The sequence below is a fragment of the Nocardia sp. NPDC060249 genome (assembly GCF_042728755.1).
Taxonomy (GTDB): domain Bacteria; phylum Actinomycetota; class Actinomycetes; order Mycobacteriales; family Mycobacteriaceae; genus Nocardia.
In genome coordinates this window covers 131,300-149,593 of sequence record NZ_JBHXAQ010000005.1, presented here as the reverse complement: position 1 = coordinate 149,593, position 18,294 = coordinate 131,300, and the positions used below count along the sequence as shown (strand labels likewise).

Sequence of the window (18,294 nt, the reverse complement as noted above, 5' to 3'; positions counted from 1 at the left end):
CTACCCGGTCAAGCGGGGCGCGGCGCGTACATGATGATCGCGACACCGACCAGGCAGATCACCGCGCCGATCACGTCCCACCGGTCAGGGCGGAACCCGTCCAGCGCCATCCCCCACACCAGCGATCCGGCGACGAACACACCACCGTAGGCGGCGAGGATGCGCCCGAAGTTGGCGTCGGGCTGCAACGTCGCGACAAATCCATAGATCCCCAGCGCGATGACCCCGGCGCCGATCCAGGCCCAGCCGCGGTGCTCACGCACTCCCTGCCAAACCAGCCAGGCCCCACCGATCTCGGCGATCGCAGCGAGAACGAACAGCAGGATCGAGCGCACCACGGTCATGAGCAGAGCCTAAATCTCCAGTCCAAGCTGCCATGACCGCGGTGGCACCCGCACGCCGACCGCCGACCACACCGACTCCGATCGTGCGAAACCGCTCGGCTCGGGGCACGACAAGTCGGCCGGCATGGTTCCGCCACCGAGGATTCCGGCTGTGATCAGGATCGGTGCCAGACCGCCATCGACAGGGACTAGGTGTGTCGGTCACCGAACCACTCGGCGGTGAATCCAGCGTCCTGGCTGTCGCCCGTCGAGACCGAGGTCGGTGTGGTTCACGGTGCGATGTTCTCGGCCGCGCGGCACCCGTCAGTCTCGGCGGACTCAGCCGGTAGTGCCGCTGCCACGATGCTGTCCAGGACAGAGCGTGCGGCCAGCAGATCGGCTACCGCCTCGGCGATCCGTTTCTGCTGACGATGAAGGTCGGGAAGCATTTCCTGGCACCCGGGGGCCAGGCCTCGTTCGTCGTCGACCATGCAGGGCAGCATCTCGGCGATCGTGTGGGTGCTGAGGCCTGCCGCCAGCAGCGTACGGATGTTGCGTACCGTCCCGACGTCGTCTTCGCGGTACTCGCGATACCCGCTGGGCTCGCGCGCGGGCTGTAACAGGCCTTGCTCCTCGTAATAACGCAACAGGCGAATGCTGACGCCGGTTCGGCGAGAAAGCGCTCCGATGCGCATTTCCGGATCACCACCCAGTTCCGAGTTGACTCTCACATTGATGTGAGACTTTAACCTACCCGGCATGACACATTCCTCGAACACCGTGCAGGACAACCGCGTCAGCCTCGTCGGGCTGGGCCCCATGGGTCTGGCGCTGGGCGGAGCATTGTTGAAGCAGAGGCATTGCCTCACCGTCTGGAACCGCACACCCGACAAGGCCGACGAACTGGTCGCGCAGGGCGCGCAGCAGGCGCGAACCGTGGCCGAGGCGGCGACCGCGAGCACGATCACCATCGTGTGCCTCAACGACTACACGACCATGTATCGGTTCCTGGACCGCGCTGCCGCGGAGCTCGAAGGCAAGGTCCTGGTGAACCTCAGCTCCGGCACGCCGTCCGAAGCGCGTGCGGCCCTCGCCTGGTCGGCCGAGCGCGGCATCGACTATCTCGAGGGCGCCATCATGGTCCCGCCACCACTGGTGGGCGAACCCGGCGCGGTGATTCTGTACAGCGGCGACCAAGGCGTCTTCGATCGGCACCGAACGACGTTGGCAGGCATGGGCGACCCGCGCTATCTCGGTGCCGATATCGGGCTGGCGGTGCTCTACAACACCGCCCTGCTCGAAATGATGTACGCGACCATCAACGGCTGGCTCCATGCCACCGCTTTACTCGATTCCGCGAACGTCTCGGCGCAGAAGTTCGCCGAGCTCGCCCTCGGCTGGTTCATGCCGACCGTGGTCGATTACGCATCCCTGGCCGAGCAGGCGCCCGATCTGGACGCCGCCGACTACCCAGGTGACCTGGGTACCCTGGCGATGAATCTGAATGCGCTGGAACACATCACCCGCGCCAGCGAAGAACAGGGCGTCCACTCCGACCATCCGCGGCTGATGAAGGAACTCGCCGTCACCGAGGGGCATGGCAGCCACAACTACTTCGCCATCTACGAGCTGCTCAAGAAGGCAAGGCCCCGTTCGTGACCGTACACGGAACCTACGCGCTGGCCGCCAATCCCTTGGGCCGGGCCCTGCACTCGGAGCTTCGCTGTCGGGGCGCCGCGCGACGAGGCCGACCATCGTCGTGGCGAAGTCGTCGTTTCGCGAGGACACTGAGGACGTAGCACCCAACTCGTCCCCAGGAGCAGAGCGATGGCTACCAATGAACCTTTCGGCATCGATCCGCAAGATTTCGAACGCGCACTGCGCGAGGCAGGGACCGAACTTCGCGACCTGCTCGGAAAAGCCGGTGATTATCTGAACCGCGTAGATCGTGCCGATGTCGGTTCGCTGACGTCGCTGTTCGGTCAGTTCTTCCAGCCGGAGCGGCCCCGTCCACCGATGCCCGAGGGCGAGACCACCGGTGACACCGGCAGCGGGGTGTGGGCGATCTTCAGCATCGACGACACCGGCCAGGCCAGCGTCGACCAGGTTTTTCCCACCGAACTCGAGGCATTGCGCGCGCATCGCGACAACACCGACGATCGCCGACGGGTGCGGTTTCTGCCCTATGGGGTCCCGGCAAGTGTGTTGGATGCGCCCTGACGGAGCGGACAGCTCCACGGCGTCGAGTAACGCCGTGGATGCCGAATCGCGTGGCTTGCGCCGAGGTCACTGCCCCGATTCGCAGTCGATCCACTCCAGGTAGCCACTTCCCGTGACCGAGCGATGGCCCTGCCACGTTCCTCGATAGGTATAGGCGCCGACGTAGCCGCGGCCGTGTCCGTAGCGGAGCGGGCTGTCGACTTCGGCATCGAATGTCAGGATCTGCGCACCCGCCGCATCGCGCACCCGCCAGCGCAGTTGTTGCGGGACCCGCATCGGGCGGCCGCGAGGATCGACCAGCGGTTCCGGCTGATAGGACAGGACCGTCATGGAGACGTCGTCGTACACGCGCGTTGTCCCGTCGAGGCACCGCACATGTGCCAGTAGGCATGCGACCGCGCCGGCGGCGCGAACCTCGGTCAGCAGCACCTGCGTCGAGCTGTCGAGGTTGACGATCTGGTAGGTGAAGAAGTCGACGGGAAGCTTGCGCTGTGTCGGGAGCGCCTGTGCCGTCATCGCTTGCGGTGACATACAACGGGCGTATTCGAACGTGCACAGCGTCTGATCGATGGCAACAGTCCCGGTCTTGTCGGTCAGGGTTCCGGTGGCGGTCGCGAACAGGCTGAGGTGGTCGTAGAAGGGTGTGCGGACGAACCACGAAACCTGGTCCGTCGCTCGGATATCGAGGCTCACATCGAAATCGTCGTACTGACCGCGGACGTGGAAGTGTGGATAGGCCCCGGTGATGCTGAGGTCGCGGCCCCAGTCGAGGCGGGAGCCGTCGTCGGCGAAAGAGCAGTCGCGTCCGGTGTCGTAGGCGCGGTAGTGGTGATGCCCCTCGGCGGCAGTGGACGACAGTACGGTGGCCGTGTCGCGGGCGTCATCGGCGGCGAGATAGTCGTTGTCGAAAGCCAGTGCACCGGTCGCGCCGATGAAGGTCATCGTGTTCAGGTATCGGTGGGGGCCGGGTAGCGCAGGGAGGAACACCCCGTAGTGCGTCCATGCCCATCGCCGGGACTCGGCATGCGGTCGCATCATCTCCGGCGCCCTGAACGGCCTGGTCGAGTCGACGACGCGCGAGTCGATACGCGGCAGGACTGCTTCCACGATCGGGCGTGCGAGGCGATCGAGTATGCGCGATCGGCGGTCGGTTGCCTGAGGAAGTGCCGTGGGGTGTTCCATGAGCGCCATTGCTCCTTCGCTGGACGGCCGGACTCGCGCCTGCCGATGGAGGCCACTTGTGTGTAACCGTTAGTCACGGGTAGAAGTGACTGATTGGTAAATTACGCGCGGGACTACGGGCCGTCAAGAGCGTCCGAACGTTATCCCTCACCCTCCCCGACCCGGGCTACCGCGATGGGATGGCTCCACGGGCGCTCCAGTTTGCACGTGGACGGCGCCGACTGCGGACCACTCGAACCCGCGCCCGTCCCATCCCAGCGACAAGCGCAGAACCCGAACAAACAGCAGGTCAGCTAGGCGATTTGGTTTCCGACGGCGCGTCGGATAATCTTTTGGCACACCAGCAAGTCCGGGTGGCGGAATGGCAGACGCGCTAGCTTGAGGTGCTAGTGCCCGTATTAGGGCGTGGGGGTTCAAGTCCCCCTCCGGACACAGTAAAATAGCAGGTCAGGGGCGCAATCGAGAGATTGCGCCCCTTCTGCGTGCACATTGCGATCCACAAACTAAGGAATCTGAGGGGATTCGGCCTTAGTAGAAGGACCACGCCGATGGCACGCCTCGCAAGACCACTCCCCGCATTCGCGTTCGCGAGGACGGCTCGACCGTGAGCCAAGTGCGCTACCGGATCCCCGCCCAGGACTCCCCGAGCCGGTCGCAACCTCCCAGAGTTTCGACGACCATGCCGCCGCGATCCGCTGGGCCAAGCTGCTCGACCGCGTCGGCCCCGTCGAGGCCGAGCGCGTACTCGCCGCCCAGCTCGCCGCGGCGCCGGACGTGATCATGCTGACGCCGTGGCTTCGCCGTCACGTCGACTTGCTCGGCGAAAGCGTCGAGGAGGAGACCAAGCGCAAATACCGGCGCATGATCGACCACGATATAACCCCGTTCTTCAACGGCGAGCACCTGCCGGTCGACGCGGTCACGCCCGACATGGATGTCGCATGGGTCGAGTGGCTCGCGAACGAGCTCGGCAACGCCCCGAAGACGATCGCCAATATACACGGCTTGTTGTGCGAGGCGACAGGCTCCGCGGCCCGTCATCGTCCGGCGCCGTTGATCCCGTGGAACCCTTGCGCGGAAACCAAGTTGCCCAAGCGGATCGCACGCGAGGTTGATCACCTCAACAAGGACGAGTTCGAGCTCGTCGACGCACTGCTCACGGAGTTCTGGCGAACATGGTGGGAGTTCGGCGTGATGTCGATGGCCCGACTGGGCGAGCAAGGCGCGCGAGGTCGGCGACATCAATCGGCACACGGGCGCGGTGTCCATCACGAAGGCGTGGAAGTGGGCGAACGGCAAGCTCAAGCTCGGTGATCCGAAGTCGGCGCGCGGTATCCGCACGACGTTCATTCCGTTGGAAACGATCGCGCGTCTCGACCTCGATCGCGACGTCAGCGAGCAGCTGTTCGTGTCACACACCGGGCGGCCTGTGACCTCGATTCGGTTCTGGGATGAAGGGTGGGCGCCGATGATGGTGAGGTTGCGCGCTCGCCGCTGGCGATCCGACTCCGTTCACCGGCCGATCCAGCTGGGACGAGCTGTCTTTCGACATCCTGCGGGCCCGGTACGGGGACCTGGCGAAGCGCTTGGCGGGCAAGAAGCTGACGCCGTACACGAGCCGCCACACGGGGATTTCGTGGCGCCTACAGGACGGCGAGCCGATCTGGGTGGTGTCACGCGATGCGGGGCACTCGTCGATCGCGATCACCGACGCACGCTACGGGCACATCTCGGCAGCGGCGAGCGCGGCGAGCGCCGAGGCTATCGCGGGCAGGTTGCCGCGGTTGCGTGCCCACGTCCTCGACTTGGAACAGGCGCGGCGCCGACGGCTCGTTCGGCTCGGGAAACTCGGCGAGATCGAGCGCGTACCCGGCGGTTTCGAGGCGATCTGGATGGACGCGCGCGGGCTCGTGGACTCGCAGGTGTTCGACACCTACGACATCGCGGTCAACCACATCGCCCAGCACGAGGCCGGCGCGCTGCTCTCCGACGCTGCGTGACCGCGATTTCACTTCGTATCAGGTGCAATGAAATGGAGTTCACCGCAGGTCACTGCCGGTTTCCGATCGGCCCGGATTCAGTGTGCGGTACGGCGATTCCGCCGCGCACAGGACCAGGTCAGACACAACGCGCCGTCACTGCTAACAGTGGCGTCGCGACCGACCTGTTCGAGTTCCGCCGGAACGGGAATGTGTTCACACTGTTACGAAACGGGGTGTCTTTCCTGACCTGGACCGACACCTGCAATCTGGTCTCGACCGGCTCGACGAACCGTCGGTGGGGCTTCCTCGTCGAGGGCAACTACCCGATATTCAACGCCGAATTTCGGTCACCCGCCGTCAACTCGATCGAGGCATTCGATCTGTAGGCCGACCGAAACACGAACGCGCCCCGCCAATCCGGCGGGGCGCGTTTCGTCGTTTGGCCTACTTGTACTCGGGGCAGTACGCGGACTGTGCCGCGCCGACGATGTATCCAGAATCGGCGGCAGAGTACCCGCCCTTTTCCGCGATCGTCAGCGCGATTGCCGTTGCGCTCACGCCCTTCTCGCGGCCGTCACACACCGTGTGCCCGAGGTTGATCGCGGCCTCCTTCGACGAGTACCGAATGTTCTGCTTGTCAAGCGCCATCGTGAACGCGAGATCTGAGATCTCCTCGTCGGTGAAAACGTTCGGTGTCGTCGTGGCCGGGCGCACGGTCGTAGCGCGCGCGGTTACCGGCGGCGGCGCGGCGACCGCGGCCGTTGTCCTGGTCGTCGAGTCTCGATCGTCGGACGCGCCGAGCATCGTCACGGCGCAGCTTCCGCAGAGCAGCAGCACGAGCCCGAGCAGGATGAGAAGTATCCATGTGCCCGTGTTGCTTTTCTTAGGCGGCCGAGGGGGATACACCGGGTACGGCTGACCCGGTCCGGGCCGGTAAGGCGGCGGTGGCGGCTGGTTCAAGGTTTCCCCCTCGATCGGCGTGGGTACACCGTTCGATCGGTCGGTGATGCCCGGCCGTTAGCGTATGACGCGCGAGGACCTCACCGAATCCCCAACGGCGAGGCCCTCAATCGTCAGGACTTCATCACGAAAGACACGGCGAACTTCACTTCGCCGGGCCCCTCGGCCGTGCCGAACGCACACATTGCACGCCACGTGTACGGCGTATCGAGTGCGAGATCCTTCACCGTGCTGTGCCATTTGTAATCGGCTGGCACTGGCGAGTGATTGTCGTGATAGTTCGATACCCCGTCGACGCTTGCAGTGCAGGCCATCGTGTTTCCGGTGATGATCGCTTGCACTTCGGGAGCGAGGACGAGCGTCCAGAACATCCGGTTACTGAATCCGGTGTCGGACGCGTAAGCAACGTCCCCGGTCCAAGTGCCGTGCTTCTTGAAAGTGGCGGACTGATTGCTGTGGGTGAAGGTGACGATCTCCGGAACCTGCGCGCTTGACGTGCCAGTGAGGAGGAGTGTCGCGACTAGTGCTGTGAGAGCTGTGACGATGGGCGTACGTGTGCTGCTCGACATTCGAATTTGTCCTGTGGTGTCTCGTCGATCACGACGTCGACCCTCAGACCCTCGTGCACATCGCGGAAAGCGAGGCCGTCGAGATCGCTGACGTGAAACCACACGTACCGGCCGCTGTCGGTTTCGAGTACGCCGGTGCCGTTGGTCGGATTCCAGCGCCACACTGTCGCGGCTTCCATGGGTCTCCCTCGGCGGTTGGACTGGTGAGTGAGTCAATGATCGCGCGGGGCGGAGCTGATTGGCTACTGCCTGCGGTCGCCGGGCGATTCACCTCCTCGGCGAGCGGCCGGGTTGACGGTCGGGTGATCGAGCGCGCGACGTAGGTCGGCGAGCTCGACTTGCTGTCGCCCGTCGTCGCGAGCGATACGCTCGGCGATCTCGAGGGCGTGGCGGGCGGCGAGGCTGTACAGCGGCGGCGGTGGCACGGCGGACAGCGCGGCGTTCACTTCGGCCTCGAGTGCGTCGAGCTCGGCGCGATGGGCGCTCACAGTTTGCCCTCGATCCGAGGATCGGGCACGAGCTTCTTTGCGTCGGCGAGCACTCGCATTGCCACCCGTTTGCACGCGCATGCGTCGAGGTCGCACGACCTGTGTCGCTGCCAGGCGCGATGCGCGCCCGCGAGAGTGAATGGGGAGGCGGGCTCGGTGTGATCCTCGACCAGGACCTCGCGGTCGAGGAAGGCCTCGACGGCGACGAGGTGCTGCGCGAGTTCATGCGAGATCATGCCTATGCTCCGAGAGCTGATCGTCCGATGCTCGTTTGCGCCCACCCGCGGGCCTGCCCGGTCATTCCCCACAGGCGCGGCCGTGCAGTGGTCCCGGCGACCATTCCGTCGGCGGCGAGATGACGTAGATGCTCGCCGACCTGTGTGTGCGACACCCCGGTGCGCTCGGAGATCTGCGCGGCAGTGAGCGCGCCATCGGCGAGCGCGGAAAGCGTGCGGGCGTGAGCCTCAATCATGGATGCTCCCAGTAGGCGAAGTGATTCGCCCCGGCGCCAGCGAGTCGGTGCTCGGAACTGGCGCCGCGGCGTAGGTGAATCGTGCGCGTCGGCGAACGTCGCAGCGGGTGGCCGCGCCCCACCTTGCAGGTAGGGAGAATCTCCCCACCTCGACGATTGCCACATCCCCACGGGCACAACGCATCTATCCTGGGGGAACCTCTTCGCGGAGGACATCGCCCCCGGCCGACGGGCCGGGGGTATCCGCGAAGGAGTCGACCCCGCGAAGGCAGGCAGATATGCCGACCCCAGACGAGCTCGCTGTGAAGGCGATCGGCGAGCGCATCCAGAACATCCGCGAGCGCACGGGCAAGTCCCGCGAAGTCGTGGCCGGTCTCGTCGGCCGGTCTGCCGACTGGCTACGCGACGTAGAAAAGGGCAGGCTCAAGAACCCGCCGCCGCTCGACATGCTGCTACGCGTCGGGCAAGCTCTCGGCGTGCGCGACCTGACCGAGATCACCGGCGATCACGAGCTGCTCGTCGGCGTTGCTCGCCGTGCCGGGCACCCCGTTGTCCCGGCGATCCGCGAAGCGATCGAAACCGTCTACCTCACCCCGACGCAGTCGCCGGTCACCCCGGCCGAGCTGCGCGCGCGTGTCGAGCGCGCCTGGCGACTGTGGCACACCTCGACTACGCCGCGCGCTGATGCCGGCTCGATGCTGCCCGCGCTCATCCGCGACGGCCGCCGCGCGGTGCGCACCCTCGACGGGCAGGAGCGTCGCGCCGCCGCTGCCGCACTGTCGGGCGCCTACGCGCTGTCCGAGCAGGTGCTCGCGTGGGTCGCTGACGCGCCGCTGCTGTGGCTCGCCGCGGACCGATGCATGTCGGCGGCCGAGGACGCAGACGACCCCGTGACGCTCGCCGCGGCGAGCTGGGTGCTCGGCAACGTCTGGCGCGCGACCGACCGCGAGGACGACGCATACCGGCTCGCAACCGATGCCGTCGCGCTGCTCGAGCCACGCCTCGACGGCGACCAGGAGGCGCAAGCATTGTGGGGCGCGTGCCACCTGCACGGCGCGATCACCGCGGCGAAGCTCGGCCGAGAAGGTGACGCGCTGCGCGGGATCGACCAGGCGATGGGGATGGCGCGCGCGCTGCCCGCTGGGTCGGCGCACCCGTGGACGTTGTTCGGCATCGCGAACACGGAGATCTCTGCGGTGTCGGTGCAAGTCGAGTTGCGCAAGTCGGGCGGTGCACTCGACGCGGCGAGCATCGTTGACCCCGACGCGGTGCCGAGCGTCGACCGACGAGCACGGCTGTGGCTCGAGCTGTCCCGGGCATACGCGCAGCAGCGCGATTGGTTCGGCACGCTCGGCGCACTGCGCACTGGTGCCTCGGTGTCCGAGGAGTCGATGCGGTGCCATCCGCTCGCGCGGTCCATCGCGGGGGAGCTCGTCACGCACGGCGGGAAGATGGTCGAGCGGGACTCGCGGGCGCTGGCGAATCTGCTCGGCGTCACCGCGTAGAGCTGGATTCCGGCTGTGGACGCGGTCCACAAACGGGGCTATCCTCGGCCCTAACAATCCCAAGGAATCCCGAACTCCCCCAAGGAATCCCAAGGTGGCGGGCCGTGAGCAGGGCGAACGTAGCGGTTCAAGTCGCTCTCCGGACACGCAAAGAAGGCCCCGATCATCAGATCGGGGCCTTCTTCGTCTGCAAGATGTACCAGCGAGAGGCCACGCGGATCGGTTGTGCGAGACACCCAACCAGCTGCCCGTCGACAACCAACGGATCGCAGCCGGCGAGTCTCCCGCTTCTCGTCGCCGATGCACTGCCCGCAACCGCACAGATCTTCGTCGCCACCCCGCGCGAGGAATCGCCGACCTCACCCCGGCAGGTTCAGACCGATGGCGAACAGCAGCGTGCAGTACAGCACAGTGGTAGACAACAGCCCTGACCCTGACAGAAGTGTTGGCCTATCAGACTCACAGGATTTGAACCTGCGACAACCTGGCCCGGGTTCCAGTTGTCCAGACCATTCCCATAAGTGCTCAATAATGCTCAGCACCAAGGTCTTTCGAGAAACTACTCTTCTCAACGTTTCGCATGAATTCACGTCGATTCCCGTCAAAACTGCGGGGTTTCTGTGGGGTGATTTCTAGTGCCGCGTCAAGCAACGTTGGGTAATCAGTCCGGAGGCCGGATCTTCGGGCCGACCGCGAAGTCGCGGACAGGTCCGGCGTGCTGGTTACGCCAGCGGATGTAGTCACCGATCGCAGCGTCCTGCCCGGCGTGGCTGCGGTGGTCGGTCCCGTTCAGCGCGAAGTACCGCAGCGCGGGGAACTCGCACTCGATGCGGTTCAGCCACGACGAATACGTCGGCAGGAACACCAAATCGACGTCGTTGTCGCGCGCACCACGCCTGGACCTCGGCTCGCTTGCGGACCGAGTAGTTGTCGCAGATCAGATACACTTGCTCGCCCGGCCAGCGGGCCCGCAACGACTTCAGAAACGACAGGAACTCCATCCATCGTTTCCGGTCCCGGATCCGGTAGTACAACTGGCCACTACGCAGGTCCAGGGCACCGAACATGTGCCGGACACCCTGGGTGCGGTGGAAGGTCGCCCGCAAGCGTTTCGGCCGACCAGCGGCGAACCAGCCACGCCCGGCTCGGGGCAGCAGATTCAACGGCCCGAACTCGTCTACGCAGATCACCCGCCCGTCTTCGTACGGATTGTCGTAGAGGTCCAGCACCCGGCTCATCTTGGCGACGAATTCCGGGTCGTTGCTGGACTTCCACGTTTTCGTGGACTGCCACGACACCCCGCCAGCCTTCAGGATCACGCGCAGCGTCTCCCGGCTGATATCAGCGATCCCGTTGAGTCGCAACACTTCCACCAGCTTCGACAGGCTCCACGCACTGAACGGCCAGCCCAGGTCACAGAGGCAGCACCGGGCGATCTGAGTGATCCGATCACGTGTCGCTTCATCGGTCGTCGCCGGCCTGCCCCCGCCGCATTTTGGGTCGAGTGCCTCGAATCCATGGGCGTTGAAGTCGTGGATCACTTGCCGCACATACGATTCCGACACCTGCATCAGCTTCGCGTTCAACCCGACAAGCTCAGGACCAGCGAGGTTTCAAATCCACCGGGAGACTATGCCATCTGCCACATCGATTGATGCGGCTCGTGAGCGGGATACGAGTTATGAGGACACAGCTCCCGGACGGGCCGCGACCATCAGCGTGGTGTTCAAATGTTCGGTGAGAACTGCGTCCGCACCGAACTCCTGCTCCAGCGCGGCTCTAAGGTCGGCTTCGAACGCTGTATACCGGTCTGCACTGCCGAAAAGCGTGGGCGCGCTATAAGAGAACGACAGCTGCAGCCCAATAATCGAGTCGATGGTTCGCTGCACCGACCATCTCCAGGACTGGGTCTCGATAGCGGAGAACGCCGAGTCGGCCAAGACTTCGGTGTGGTCGCGTTCGGGGTGCCGATAGGTGCCGGAACCGGCGCGGCGGGCAGCACCGAGATACCTGGTGCGTACCTCGGTGACGACGTCGTCCCACGGCGGCGGTGGCGTCGTGCCGGGTCGTCCGCCGCCGGCGATCACCACCACACCGGTGCGCGGCAATATCTCGCCGAGAGTGCCCAGCAGTGCTTCACGGTCGGTCCAGTGAAAACTCGAGCCCATAGTGACCACATCCAGGAGCGGAAGGCCGAGGTCGTGCACGCGGGTGGAATCGCCATCTCGCCAGCTGATATTGGCGATTCCGGCCGCGCGTGTGGCACCTTCGACAAGCATGTCCGGGTCTGGGTCGACGGCATGAACATGGGCGACCCTCGGCGCCAAAGGAATCGCGATCTGGCCGGTGCCGCATCCGAGGTCGAGAACCTGCTGGGTGTTGTCGAGCCCGAGGCGCTGCTCCAGGGTGGAAAACATCTGGCGCGGGTAACCAGGCCGATATTCCGCGTAATAGGCTGCGGTGCCGGTGAAAAGGCCGCGAGGGTTGTAGGGCATGTCAGCGGACTCCTTGTCTGTCGTAGTGGTCGAGAAGTTTGCGCGCGGTGCGGCCCAGCGAAGCTGCAGCCACACCGGTGTGTTCAAGAAGCTCAGTAGGATTCATCGGGTACGGCGGATCCACCCAGCCGCGCACCGTTATCGTGCGGGACGCACCGCGCTCACCGAAAAGGGCGTGCACCGGCGCCGAGCGGCAGATAGCAGCCACCAGAATCGGAGTGTCGGTCGGGAACACCAGATCGAAGGTGTCGGCGTCGATGGCAGCGTCACGCTGTCCGGGCGCACCCAGGCAGCTCAAGTCGTGTACGTGCACATAGCGTACGCGCGCGCCGGGGCGTTCGACGAGCAGCTCGGCCGCAACCAGACACAGTTCGCGAGCCGCGAGGTCCCCGATGGAAACCAGCACGAGGTCTGGGTGCGGGTCGTCGGCAATGTGCGGCCAGATCGCGTATCCATCGGCCAGTTCAGCGTCGAGGGTTTCGCGCGGCTGCTCTGGCATAGGGTGTTTCGAGGCGATGATCAGGCTCGCGCGACCGAGTTTGCGGACCGCGAAGGTACACGCGGCCGCTGCGCGTGGTGCGTCGGCGGGCATGTACACATGGACGGTGGGGTCGGCGAGCCCGATCGCGACGTCGACCATGCTGGGGTTGGCGTGGCTGATTGTGTTGTGCCAGCCCAAGCTTGTCAGAAGGTAGGTAGGGCCAGGAGTCGGCTGGTGCCCTGCCGCAACGGCAAGCCGATGCGTGATCATTTGTTGGGCCAACAGCGAGGCGGTGATCGGGGCGAAAGCCTCATACCCGGCGACCAACGCGCGGTGGCCGACCATCTGATAGCCCTGTGCCCAGGCATGGCATAGCTCCTCGTTGAGCACCTCGACGATCCATTCGGCGTCGGAGGGCGAGGCCAAGTCGAGCCGGTTGGAAGTCAGCTCATCGGGAGAGAACACGCGCAACCCATACGCGGAGTTCAGATCCCGCAGGGTGCGGGTGATTCCGGCCCCGAAATCCTGTCCGGCAACCCGTTCGGCGGCCGTCCGAGAGGCGGCTAGACAGCGCCGTGGCGCGGTAACCGCCGTCGGCGCGGCGCGCCGGGCCGGGGTCAGAATCTTGGCGACGGCGTAGCTCGGCGCCGCGTCGGCGGTGAACAAATCGCCGGGCCGGTACCCGGCAAGCCACTGCTGCAACGCGGCGAACTCCGCGGCGTTGCCTGCCGGGTCGCGCAGCGGGACCTTGTGTACCCGCGGTGTCTTGGCGACTGGCGTCCCGCCGACGGTTTCGGGGACTCCGTGCCCCTTGTCGACGGTGACAACCAGCACTGTCGAAGGGCCGTGCTGCAGCGGGGCGAGACCAGCCAGAGCAGAGGCCATGGCCGTGATGATCTCACCGCTGTCCTGGCCCGCGGTGATCACCCGATAACCCAGCGCACCGAGATACTGTTCGAGTGCCTCGGCGCCGAGTCCCGCCAGTAGCGAGGTGCCTCCCATCCGCAGGCCGTTGGCCAGCACCACCGGAAGGACCCGACCATGCCCCCCGGTACCGATCAGCGCGTGAGCACCAAGCCAGGCAGCTGCGGTAGCACCGGTTTCGCATTCACCATCGCCGATCAGCGTCACTACTAGCCGGTCCGGGCTGTCGAGGGCCATCCCGTGCGAGATCGCCAAGGCGGGTCCGAGTTGTCCGCCGACGTGATCATGACCAGGGATCAGCGGGGTGATTTCCGACCCGAACCGGGTGCGCGGGAACTGCGCACACAGTCGGCGCAGCCCATCTGCGCTGTGGCCGAAACCATCCGGACCGGTGTCGAGTAAACCGGCAATCCACGCCTGCGCCAACGCGGATGGACCCGCGTGCCCGCCGCCGTGCACCACCCGCACGTCGGTGCCGGACAGCTGCCGGTAGGGACCCAGCGCGGCAAGGACGGCGTTTACCGGGGGGCACACACCCCAGTGCCCGGCCGGTGAGGCTTTGACGTGCTCGGGTGATAGCGCGTCGGAGAGAGTGATGTTGTCGGCAAGATATAGCTGCGCTAGGCATAGATAGTCCAGTGCGCGGCGCGCAACGTCGACCTCGTCGGTGGCCACCGCGGCTGCGATATCGGCGATGCGGTGTGCCCAGTCGCTCATCGGTGCGCTTCCGTGGGGTCGATGGCCGCGGCGATCGCAGCGACCACCGCTTCGACACGCGCTGATCGCACAGCAGGAACACGGGCTTCCACGATCATCTCCACCATCTGCTCGAGTTCTGGTCCGCTGAGGTGGTCAGTGCTCAGCTGGGCGATCTGCAGCGCAGCGGTCAGGTCTGCGGGCATCCGGTGTGTGCTCCGGGTGGGCAAAGCCCGCAACCGCAATCTCACTTCCCCTCGCTGCGGGGACCACGGCGGTGGCCGCAAGGCAGCGCGGCCACCGAGATTGAGCACCACACGGGTGCATCCGTTGGAGGCTCCGGATTCAGTATCGACAGGGTCGACGCGATACCGACTTCCACGACGAGGTCCCCGGGGAGCCGCATAGTCGAGTACCACCACGGTTCGGCCATGACTCTCACATACGACCCCGACTGTGGTGATCGAGCCGGTGGGCAGCTCAGGCAGCATCACAGACCACCTCGTTCGAGTCCACCTGTACCACACTGCCGCCCGGCCCGCCGACCGCGTGCCGGGCGGCCTTCGCGTCGAACAGAGCCCTATCGAGCCGGGCCAAAAGCAGTTTGCCCTGTCTGACCGGATCCCTGGTGGGCCACAGCAGATCCGGCTCCACCACGGCGGTCGCGAACGACACGGTGCACGGCAGTTCTGCGGTACAGCGGTCACGTAGGTCGTTGATCGCGTCGGTGAACCGTTGGTGGGTGAGGCCGGTGGCGACCACGATGACTTCGTCTCCGCCGAAGGTCGCCACACATCCGGACGGGACAGCTTCGGCAAACCAGGCACGAGCTACCTGCCCGAGCTGGGCCATGACCGTAGCGCCCGCCAGATGGCCGAAGCTGTCGGGGTCACTCGCGTTTACCCGTTCCATGTGCACGCTGAGGTCATCGACGTCACCGATGGCCACGCCCAGCGCCTTGCTCGTGGCGGCTGCGGTGTGGAGGGCCTCGGCCAGAGCGACCGGGTACAGGTCGGGGAACGCGACTAACCCGGTCGCCGGGTCGTACCGGGTTACGGTCAACCAATCGGCCCGGCACGGCACTTCGTCGAAAGGCATCACAGGCATGGCACTTCCTCGTTGGTGAGAAGGGGGATCAGGTCGATCAGCGCACCGATCCTGGGCACGCCGGAGTGGGCTGGGGCTGCGGGATCGCGCACGAGGTGAATCGCCGACCAACCCGCCGACAGTGCACCATCGATATCGAATCGGGCGCTGTCGCCGACCATGACCAGCTCCGACGGTGCGAGATCCATCGCCTTCTCTACCGCGAGGAATGCCGCGTGCGCGGGCTTGCACGCACCGATCTGCCAGCTCTGCAGGACCTGCTCGACGTGCTTGACGGCGCCCCAGGTCGGCGTCGGAGCATCCGGGTCGGGGCCGATCGCGTTGGACAGCAGGCAGATCCGATACCCGCGGTTCGCGACGGCGGTGAGGGTGGGCAACGCGTCCGGAAACAGTGGAGGGCTGGCCATGTCGGCCAGCCGCTGCCGCAGCACCGCTTGTACTGTTGCCGTGGCCTCGGGAGCCGAGCTGCCCTCTGTCAGGATCTGCGCGAGGCGGGGCACCGACGTGCGGCGCTTTTTACCGTGCTCGATCAGCAGATCGCGGATGCGCTCGAGGTCGCTGCCCAGCAGCGCAGCAAGCTCTGTGGCGAGTGCGCCGCGTGGCAGCCGCACGAGCACCCCCCCGATGTCGAAACATACGGCGCGGACCTGCTCATACATTGGCACCGACCTCGGTCGCAGTGAACCGGTACCCGCCGGTCAGGCCCGGTGCTGTGCGAGGTACCAGCGCACCGGACACCGGAATCAGCGGATCGAGATGAATTGCCTGACGAAGCGGCTCGAGCGTCAGGTGGTATTCGATCGCAGGGACTAGCTGCGCGGTGGTGGCCTCGGCGACGGCGAGCGCGACCGCCGTTCCGGCACCGTGAGGCAGGGTGCGGATACCTTGCAGCCCAGCTAATTCCACCATCGACAGCGTGTGTGCGAGGCCGCCACACCAAGTGGGGTCCGGTTGCCATATCTGCACCTCGCCCGATAGCGCACGCAGTTGATCGACTGGGTCGTAATCGTGCTCGCCGCCTGCCCGTGCCACACCGTGGGCCGCGAGCTCCGAGGTCGGGATGTCGCCGGGCTCCTCCACCCAGCTCACGCCGACCTCGGCCAACACCGGCAGCATCTGCCGTGCGTAGTCTCGCGGCCACCGTCCGCCGACATCCACACACAGCCGTGGACGTTCACCGACAGCCTCGCGCAACCGGCGCAATCGCTGAGCGTCCGCCTGCGGCGGCTCATCTCGATCCACGCCGGGCAGCGACCATTTCGATGCCCAGAATCCGGTGTCGGCGACCCAGCGGGCGATATCCGGTGCCAGCGGGTGATCGATGTCGATGCCCAGCGCCGATGCGTAGACCGGGACGAGAGCTCGGCGCTGTCCGCCGACGAGCGCCCCGACGGCGATACCGGTGCGGCGGCTGCGCAGGTCCCACGTCGCCAGCTCGACCGCCGACACCGCCAGTCGCACCAGCGCACCACTGACGTGCCGCCCGGACAGCACCGGCGATGCCAGCACCCGCCAAGCGTCGGCGTCACAGCCGTGGACGGCGGGGGCGACCTGATCACGCACCACGGTCGCGACGCTGGCGGACACGGGCCCGAACCACCCGGTCGCGCCACTGGTATCGACCACTTCGACCGCGTACCGCACCATGTGCTCCGGCCATGTTCGTCCGGCCGGTGATCGTCGTGCCGGTGTGGCCCAGTCGGGCAGCACATCGTATTCGGAAGCCTGCTCCGGTCCCGGTGGGAGCGACCGCGTGGTCACCGTGGCGATCGTCGGGCCGCCCATCAGATCCGCTCCCCGACCAACGGCTCGTCGGCGAAGCTGAGATACCACAGCGGCCGGTAGTTCTCCCACGGCAACGGTCGCAGTCCGGTCGGTCCGAACAGTTCCTCGATCGTGCGCCGCGCTGCCAGGTAGTACTCGATGTCGCGTGCGCCATCGGCAACGTAGACGTCCATCAGCGCCGTATGGGCCTGAAATACCTGGAAATTCGGGAACTCCGTGCACACGGGCACGAATTCGCGCAGCCAGCGTTCCATCACGTCCAGCGGATCCAGGCCCACGATGTAGGTGAAGTCGGTGCGCAGCCCCGCCGTCACTCCGTCACCGAGCGCGCGCACCATGTCTGCGGGCAACACCGAGGCTTTCGAATCCTTCAGGATCAGATTGCGCTTCGTGAACGCCTCAGCGGTGATCGTCAGCTGGAATGGGCCGAGTCGCGCGGCCTCGGCGATGCCCGCGCTGCTTGTCAGCACACTCGACAGAAAATGCAGATCACCGCCGCAGTTGTGCGCGCTCATCGCCTCGCGTACCTGCCTCAGATGCTTCAGTGCGATGTCCTCATACCGGAAGCAGCCGGTACACACGGTGATCTTCTCGACGCCGGCCAGGTCAGGCTCTCCACGCTCGGCGGCCAGCGTCGCGAAGTAGGTGGCCAGATCATCGAACCCCAGTGGCGGGTCGTTGGCTTCCTCGAGCGTGTTCGGGCAGAACACGCACCCAGTACAGGCGCTCCGCGCGTTCGAGTTCAGCGTGAGAACGCGACCGGCGTTGCGCCAGTATCCCAACACGGCGTCGTCGGCTTCGTCGGCGTCGATATCGGCTATGGGGTCGCCGTCTAGAAGTATCCGCTTGCCATCCAGGCGAAATGGCGATCGGCGACGCCCCAGCGAGAGAATCATGTACAGCTGTACGTCCGGCCGCGACCGCAGCCGCAGCCGGAACCTCAACCGCGACACGTCGATATCGGCATCGAGCCCGCACGCGTTCAACGCGATCAGCACGATGTCCTCGGCACCGATTCCCCACTCGCTGGCTAACCGATCCGCGTGGGCTGTACTCTTCAGCATAGCTACCCCTCCTTCATTTCCGTTGCATTGCTATGTATTTC

General features: G+C 65.8%; 23 protein-coding genes and 1 tRNA gene. 7 read left to right on the top strand and 17 right to left on the bottom strand.

The genetic code is table 11. The features are described 5' to 3' along the window. Positions 1 to 8: 8 nt before the first annotated feature. On the bottom strand, positions 9 to 344 hold the full coding sequence (locus ACFWFP_RS20085; protein ID WP_379297123.1) for a YnfA family protein: 336 nt from the start codon (positions 342 to 344) through the stop codon (positions 9 to 11). A 269-nt stretch (positions 345 to 613) separates the two neighbouring features. Next, positions 614 to 1,018: a MerR family transcriptional regulator gene (locus ACFWFP_RS20080; RefSeq protein ID WP_379297121.1), complete on the bottom strand. Its 405-nt coding sequence runs from the start codon at positions 1,016 to 1,018 to the stop codon at positions 614 to 616. A 64-nt stretch (positions 1,019 to 1,082) separates the two neighbouring features. Between ACFWFP_RS20080 and ACFWFP_RS20075 the strand changes: the two genes are divergently transcribed. Both ACFWFP_RS20075 and ACFWFP_RS20070 read left to right on the top strand, forming a co-directional pair. Continuing rightward, entirely contained in the window at positions 1,083 to 1,982 is a 900-nt protein-coding gene (locus ACFWFP_RS20075) for an NAD(P)-dependent oxidoreductase (protein ID WP_379297119.1), read from the top strand. Between the two features lie 168 nt (positions 1,983 to 2,150). Continuing rightward, complete coding sequence (locus ACFWFP_RS20070; protein ID WP_379297117.1) at positions 2,151 to 2,543, top strand: hypothetical protein; 393 nt, start codon at positions 2,151 to 2,153, stop codon at positions 2,541 to 2,543. 66 nt (positions 2,544 to 2,609) lie between these two features. Here ACFWFP_RS20070 and ACFWFP_RS20065 read toward each other — a convergent pair whose 3' ends face one another. Continuing rightward, positions 2,610 to 3,725 carry a DUF6670 family protein gene (locus ACFWFP_RS20065; RefSeq protein ID WP_379297115.1) on the bottom strand — a complete coding sequence of 372 codons (1,116 nt, stop codon included), beginning with the start codon at positions 3,723 to 3,725 and terminating at the stop codon, positions 2,610 to 2,612. A gap of 347 nt (positions 3,726 to 4,072) precedes the next feature. Here ACFWFP_RS20065 and ACFWFP_RS20060 point away from each other — a divergent pair. The 4 genes from ACFWFP_RS20060 (at position 4,073) to ACFWFP_RS20045 (ending at position 6,093) form a co-directional block, all read left to right on the top strand. After that, positions 4,073 to 4,157: transfer RNA gene (locus ACFWFP_RS20060), tRNA-Leu, on the top strand. Positions 4,158 to 4,499: 342 nt separating this feature from the next. Beyond that, the gene (locus ACFWFP_RS20055) at positions 4,500 to 5,039 is read left to right on the top strand and encodes a hypothetical protein (protein ID WP_379297113.1); all 540 of its coding nucleotides are present in this window, start codon (positions 4,500 to 4,502) and stop codon (positions 5,037 to 5,039) included. A 272-nt stretch (positions 5,040 to 5,311) separates the two neighbouring features. After that, positions 5,312 to 5,725 carry a hypothetical protein gene (locus ACFWFP_RS20050; protein ID WP_379297111.1) on the top strand — a complete coding sequence of 138 codons (414 nt, stop codon included), beginning with the start codon at positions 5,312 to 5,314 and terminating at the stop codon, positions 5,723 to 5,725. After that, positions 5,722 to 6,093 (top strand): hypothetical protein, encoded by a 372-nt coding sequence (locus ACFWFP_RS20045; RefSeq protein ID WP_379297109.1) that lies wholly within the window; start codon positions 5,722 to 5,724, stop codon positions 6,091 to 6,093. The genes ACFWFP_RS20050 and ACFWFP_RS20045 overlap by 4 nt, the downstream gene beginning before the upstream one ends. Before the next feature lie 58 nt (positions 6,094 to 6,151). Here ACFWFP_RS20045 and ACFWFP_RS20040 read toward each other — a convergent pair whose 3' ends face one another. The 6 genes from ACFWFP_RS20040 to ACFWFP_RS20015 form a co-directional block, all read right to left on the bottom strand. Continuing rightward, positions 6,152 to 6,511 (bottom strand): DUF732 domain-containing protein, encoded by a 360-nt coding sequence (locus ACFWFP_RS20040; protein WP_379297687.1) that lies wholly within the window; start codon positions 6,509 to 6,511, stop codon positions 6,152 to 6,154. Positions 6,512 to 6,780: 269 nt separating this feature from the next. Continuing rightward, positions 6,781 to 7,236 (bottom strand): hypothetical protein, encoded by a 456-nt coding sequence (locus tag ACFWFP_RS20035; RefSeq protein WP_379297107.1) that lies wholly within the window; start codon positions 7,234 to 7,236, stop codon positions 6,781 to 6,783. Further along, positions 7,188 to 7,415, bottom strand: a complete 228-nt coding sequence (locus ACFWFP_RS20030; protein WP_379297105.1) for a hypothetical protein — start codon at positions 7,413 to 7,415, stop codon at positions 7,188 to 7,190. Before ACFWFP_RS20030 ends, ACFWFP_RS20035 begins: the two co-directional genes overlap by 49 nt. Before the next feature lie 63 nt (positions 7,416 to 7,478). After that, the gene (locus tag ACFWFP_RS20025; RefSeq protein WP_379297103.1) at positions 7,479 to 7,724 is read right to left on the bottom strand and encodes a hypothetical protein; all 246 of its coding nucleotides are present in this window, start codon (positions 7,722 to 7,724) and stop codon (positions 7,479 to 7,481) included. Beyond that, positions 7,721 to 7,960 (bottom strand): hypothetical protein, encoded by a 240-nt coding sequence (locus ACFWFP_RS20020; RefSeq protein ID WP_379297101.1) that lies wholly within the window; start codon positions 7,958 to 7,960, stop codon positions 7,721 to 7,723. The genes ACFWFP_RS20025 and ACFWFP_RS20020 overlap by 4 nt, the downstream gene beginning before the upstream one ends. Positions 7,961 to 7,962: 2 nt before the next feature. After that, the gene (locus ACFWFP_RS20015) at positions 7,963 to 8,196 is read right to left on the bottom strand and encodes a winged helix-turn-helix domain-containing protein (protein WP_379297099.1); all 234 of its coding nucleotides are present in this window, start codon (positions 8,194 to 8,196) and stop codon (positions 7,963 to 7,965) included. Positions 8,197 to 8,474: 278 nt separating this feature from the next. Between ACFWFP_RS20015 and ACFWFP_RS20010 the strand changes: the two genes are divergently transcribed. After that, positions 8,475 to 9,701 carry a helix-turn-helix domain-containing protein gene (locus ACFWFP_RS20010; RefSeq protein ID WP_379297097.1) on the top strand — a complete coding sequence of 409 codons (1,227 nt, stop codon included), beginning with the start codon at positions 8,475 to 8,477 and terminating at the stop codon, positions 9,699 to 9,701. A 740-nt stretch (positions 9,702 to 10,441) separates the two neighbouring features. Here ACFWFP_RS20010 and ACFWFP_RS20005 read toward each other — a convergent pair. The 8 genes from ACFWFP_RS20005 to ACFWFP_RS19970 form a co-directional block, all read right to left on the bottom strand. Next, positions 10,442 to 11,287: an IS630 family transposase gene (locus ACFWFP_RS20005; RefSeq protein ID WP_379297095.1), complete on the bottom strand. Its 846-nt coding sequence runs from the start codon at positions 11,285 to 11,287 to the stop codon at positions 10,442 to 10,444. Between the two features lie 93 nt (positions 11,288 to 11,380). Continuing rightward, the gene (locus ACFWFP_RS20000) at positions 11,381 to 12,196 is read right to left on the bottom strand and encodes a class I SAM-dependent methyltransferase (RefSeq protein WP_379297093.1); all 816 of its coding nucleotides are present in this window, start codon (positions 12,194 to 12,196) and stop codon (positions 11,381 to 11,383) included. 1 nt (position 12,197) lies between these two features. Next, positions 12,198 to 14,318, bottom strand: a complete 2,121-nt coding sequence (locus ACFWFP_RS19995) for a phosphoketolase (RefSeq protein WP_379297091.1) — start codon at positions 14,316 to 14,318, stop codon at positions 12,198 to 12,200. Next, positions 14,315 to 14,503 carry a hypothetical protein gene (locus ACFWFP_RS19990; protein ID WP_379297089.1) on the bottom strand — a complete coding sequence of 63 codons (189 nt, stop codon included), beginning with the start codon at positions 14,501 to 14,503 and terminating at the stop codon, positions 14,315 to 14,317. Before ACFWFP_RS19990 ends, ACFWFP_RS19995 begins: the two co-directional genes overlap by 4 nt. 274 nt (positions 14,504 to 14,777) lie before the next feature. Beyond that, positions 14,778 to 15,404, bottom strand: a complete 627-nt coding sequence (locus tag ACFWFP_RS19985) for a GGDEF domain-containing protein (RefSeq protein ID WP_379297087.1) — start codon at positions 15,402 to 15,404, stop codon at positions 14,778 to 14,780. After that, positions 15,395 to 16,063: an HAD family hydrolase gene (locus tag ACFWFP_RS19980; RefSeq protein ID WP_379297085.1), complete on the bottom strand. Its 669-nt coding sequence runs from the start codon at positions 16,061 to 16,063 to the stop codon at positions 15,395 to 15,397. Before ACFWFP_RS19980 ends, ACFWFP_RS19985 begins: the two co-directional genes overlap by 10 nt. Next, positions 16,056 to 17,189, bottom strand: a complete 1,134-nt coding sequence (locus ACFWFP_RS19975; RefSeq protein ID WP_379297083.1) for a mandelate racemase/muconate lactonizing enzyme family protein — start codon at positions 17,187 to 17,189, stop codon at positions 16,056 to 16,058. Before ACFWFP_RS19975 ends, ACFWFP_RS19980 begins: the two co-directional genes overlap by 8 nt. Next, complete coding sequence (locus ACFWFP_RS19970; protein WP_379297081.1) at positions 17,189 to 18,253, bottom strand: radical SAM protein; 1,065 nt, start codon at positions 18,251 to 18,253, stop codon at positions 17,189 to 17,191. Before ACFWFP_RS19970 ends, ACFWFP_RS19975 begins: the two co-directional genes overlap by 1 nt. Positions 18,254 to 18,294: the final 41 nt, after the last annotated feature.

Excerpts from the sequence above, each read along its gene's own strand:
- ACFWFP_RS20065 (WP_379297115.1), bottom strand. The coding sequence starts at position 3,725 with ATGGAACACCCCACGGCACTTCCTCAGGCAACCGACCGCCGATCGCGC.
- ACFWFP_RS20035 (WP_379297107.1), bottom strand. The coding sequence starts at position 7,236 with ATGTCGAGCAGCACACGTACGCCCATCGTCACAGCTCTCACAGCACTA.
- ACFWFP_RS20075 (WP_379297119.1), top strand. The coding sequence starts at position 1,083 with ATGACACATTCCTCGAACACCGTGCAGGACAACCGCGTCAGCCTCGTC.
- ACFWFP_RS19985 (WP_379297087.1), bottom strand. The coding sequence starts at position 15,404 with ATGCCTGTGATGCCTTTCGACGAAGTGCCGTGCCGGGCCGATTGGTTG.
- ACFWFP_RS20010 (WP_379297097.1), top strand. The coding sequence starts at position 8,475 with ATGCCGACCCCAGACGAGCTCGCTGTGAAGGCGATCGGCGAGCGCATC.
- ACFWFP_RS20015 (WP_379297099.1), bottom strand. The coding sequence starts at position 8,196 with ATGATTGAGGCTCACGCCCGCACGCTTTCCGCGCTCGCCGATGGCGCG.
- ACFWFP_RS20085 (WP_379297123.1), bottom strand. The coding sequence starts at position 344 with ATGACCGTGGTGCGCTCGATCCTGCTGTTCGTTCTCGCTGCGATCGCC.
- ACFWFP_RS20070 (WP_379297117.1), top strand. The coding sequence starts at position 2,151 with ATGGCTACCAATGAACCTTTCGGCATCGATCCGCAAGATTTCGAACGC.
- ACFWFP_RS20020 (WP_379297101.1), bottom strand. The coding sequence starts at position 7,960 with ATGATCTCGCATGAACTCGCGCAGCACCTCGTCGCCGTCGAGGCCTTC.
- ACFWFP_RS20000 (WP_379297093.1), bottom strand. The coding sequence starts at position 12,196 with ATGCCCTACAACCCTCGCGGCCTTTTCACCGGCACCGCAGCCTATTAC.
- ACFWFP_RS20030 (WP_379297105.1), bottom strand. The coding sequence starts at position 7,415 with ATGGAAGCCGCGACAGTGTGGCGCTGGAATCCGACCAACGGCACCGGC.
- ACFWFP_RS19995 (WP_379297091.1), bottom strand. The coding sequence starts at position 14,318 with ATGAGCGACTGGGCACACCGCATCGCCGATATCGCAGCCGCGGTGGCC.
- ACFWFP_RS20040 (WP_379297687.1), bottom strand. The coding sequence starts at position 6,511 with ATGCTCGGCGCGTCCGACGATCGAGACTCGACGACCAGGACAACGGCC.
- ACFWFP_RS19970 (WP_379297081.1), bottom strand. The coding sequence starts at position 18,253 with ATGCTGAAGAGTACAGCCCACGCGGATCGGTTAGCCAGCGAGTGGGGA.
- ACFWFP_RS19975 (WP_379297083.1), bottom strand. The coding sequence starts at position 17,189 with ATGGGCGGCCCGACGATCGCCACGGTGACCACGCGGTCGCTCCCACCG.
- ACFWFP_RS19990 (WP_379297089.1), bottom strand. The coding sequence starts at position 14,503 with ATGCCCGCAGACCTGACCGCTGCGCTGCAGATCGCCCAGCTGAGCACT.
- ACFWFP_RS19980 (WP_379297085.1), bottom strand. The coding sequence starts at position 16,063 with ATGTATGAGCAGGTCCGCGCCGTATGTTTCGACATCGGGGGGGTGCTC.
- ACFWFP_RS20080 (WP_379297121.1), bottom strand. The coding sequence starts at position 1,018 with ATGCGCATCGGAGCGCTTTCTCGCCGAACCGGCGTCAGCATTCGCCTG.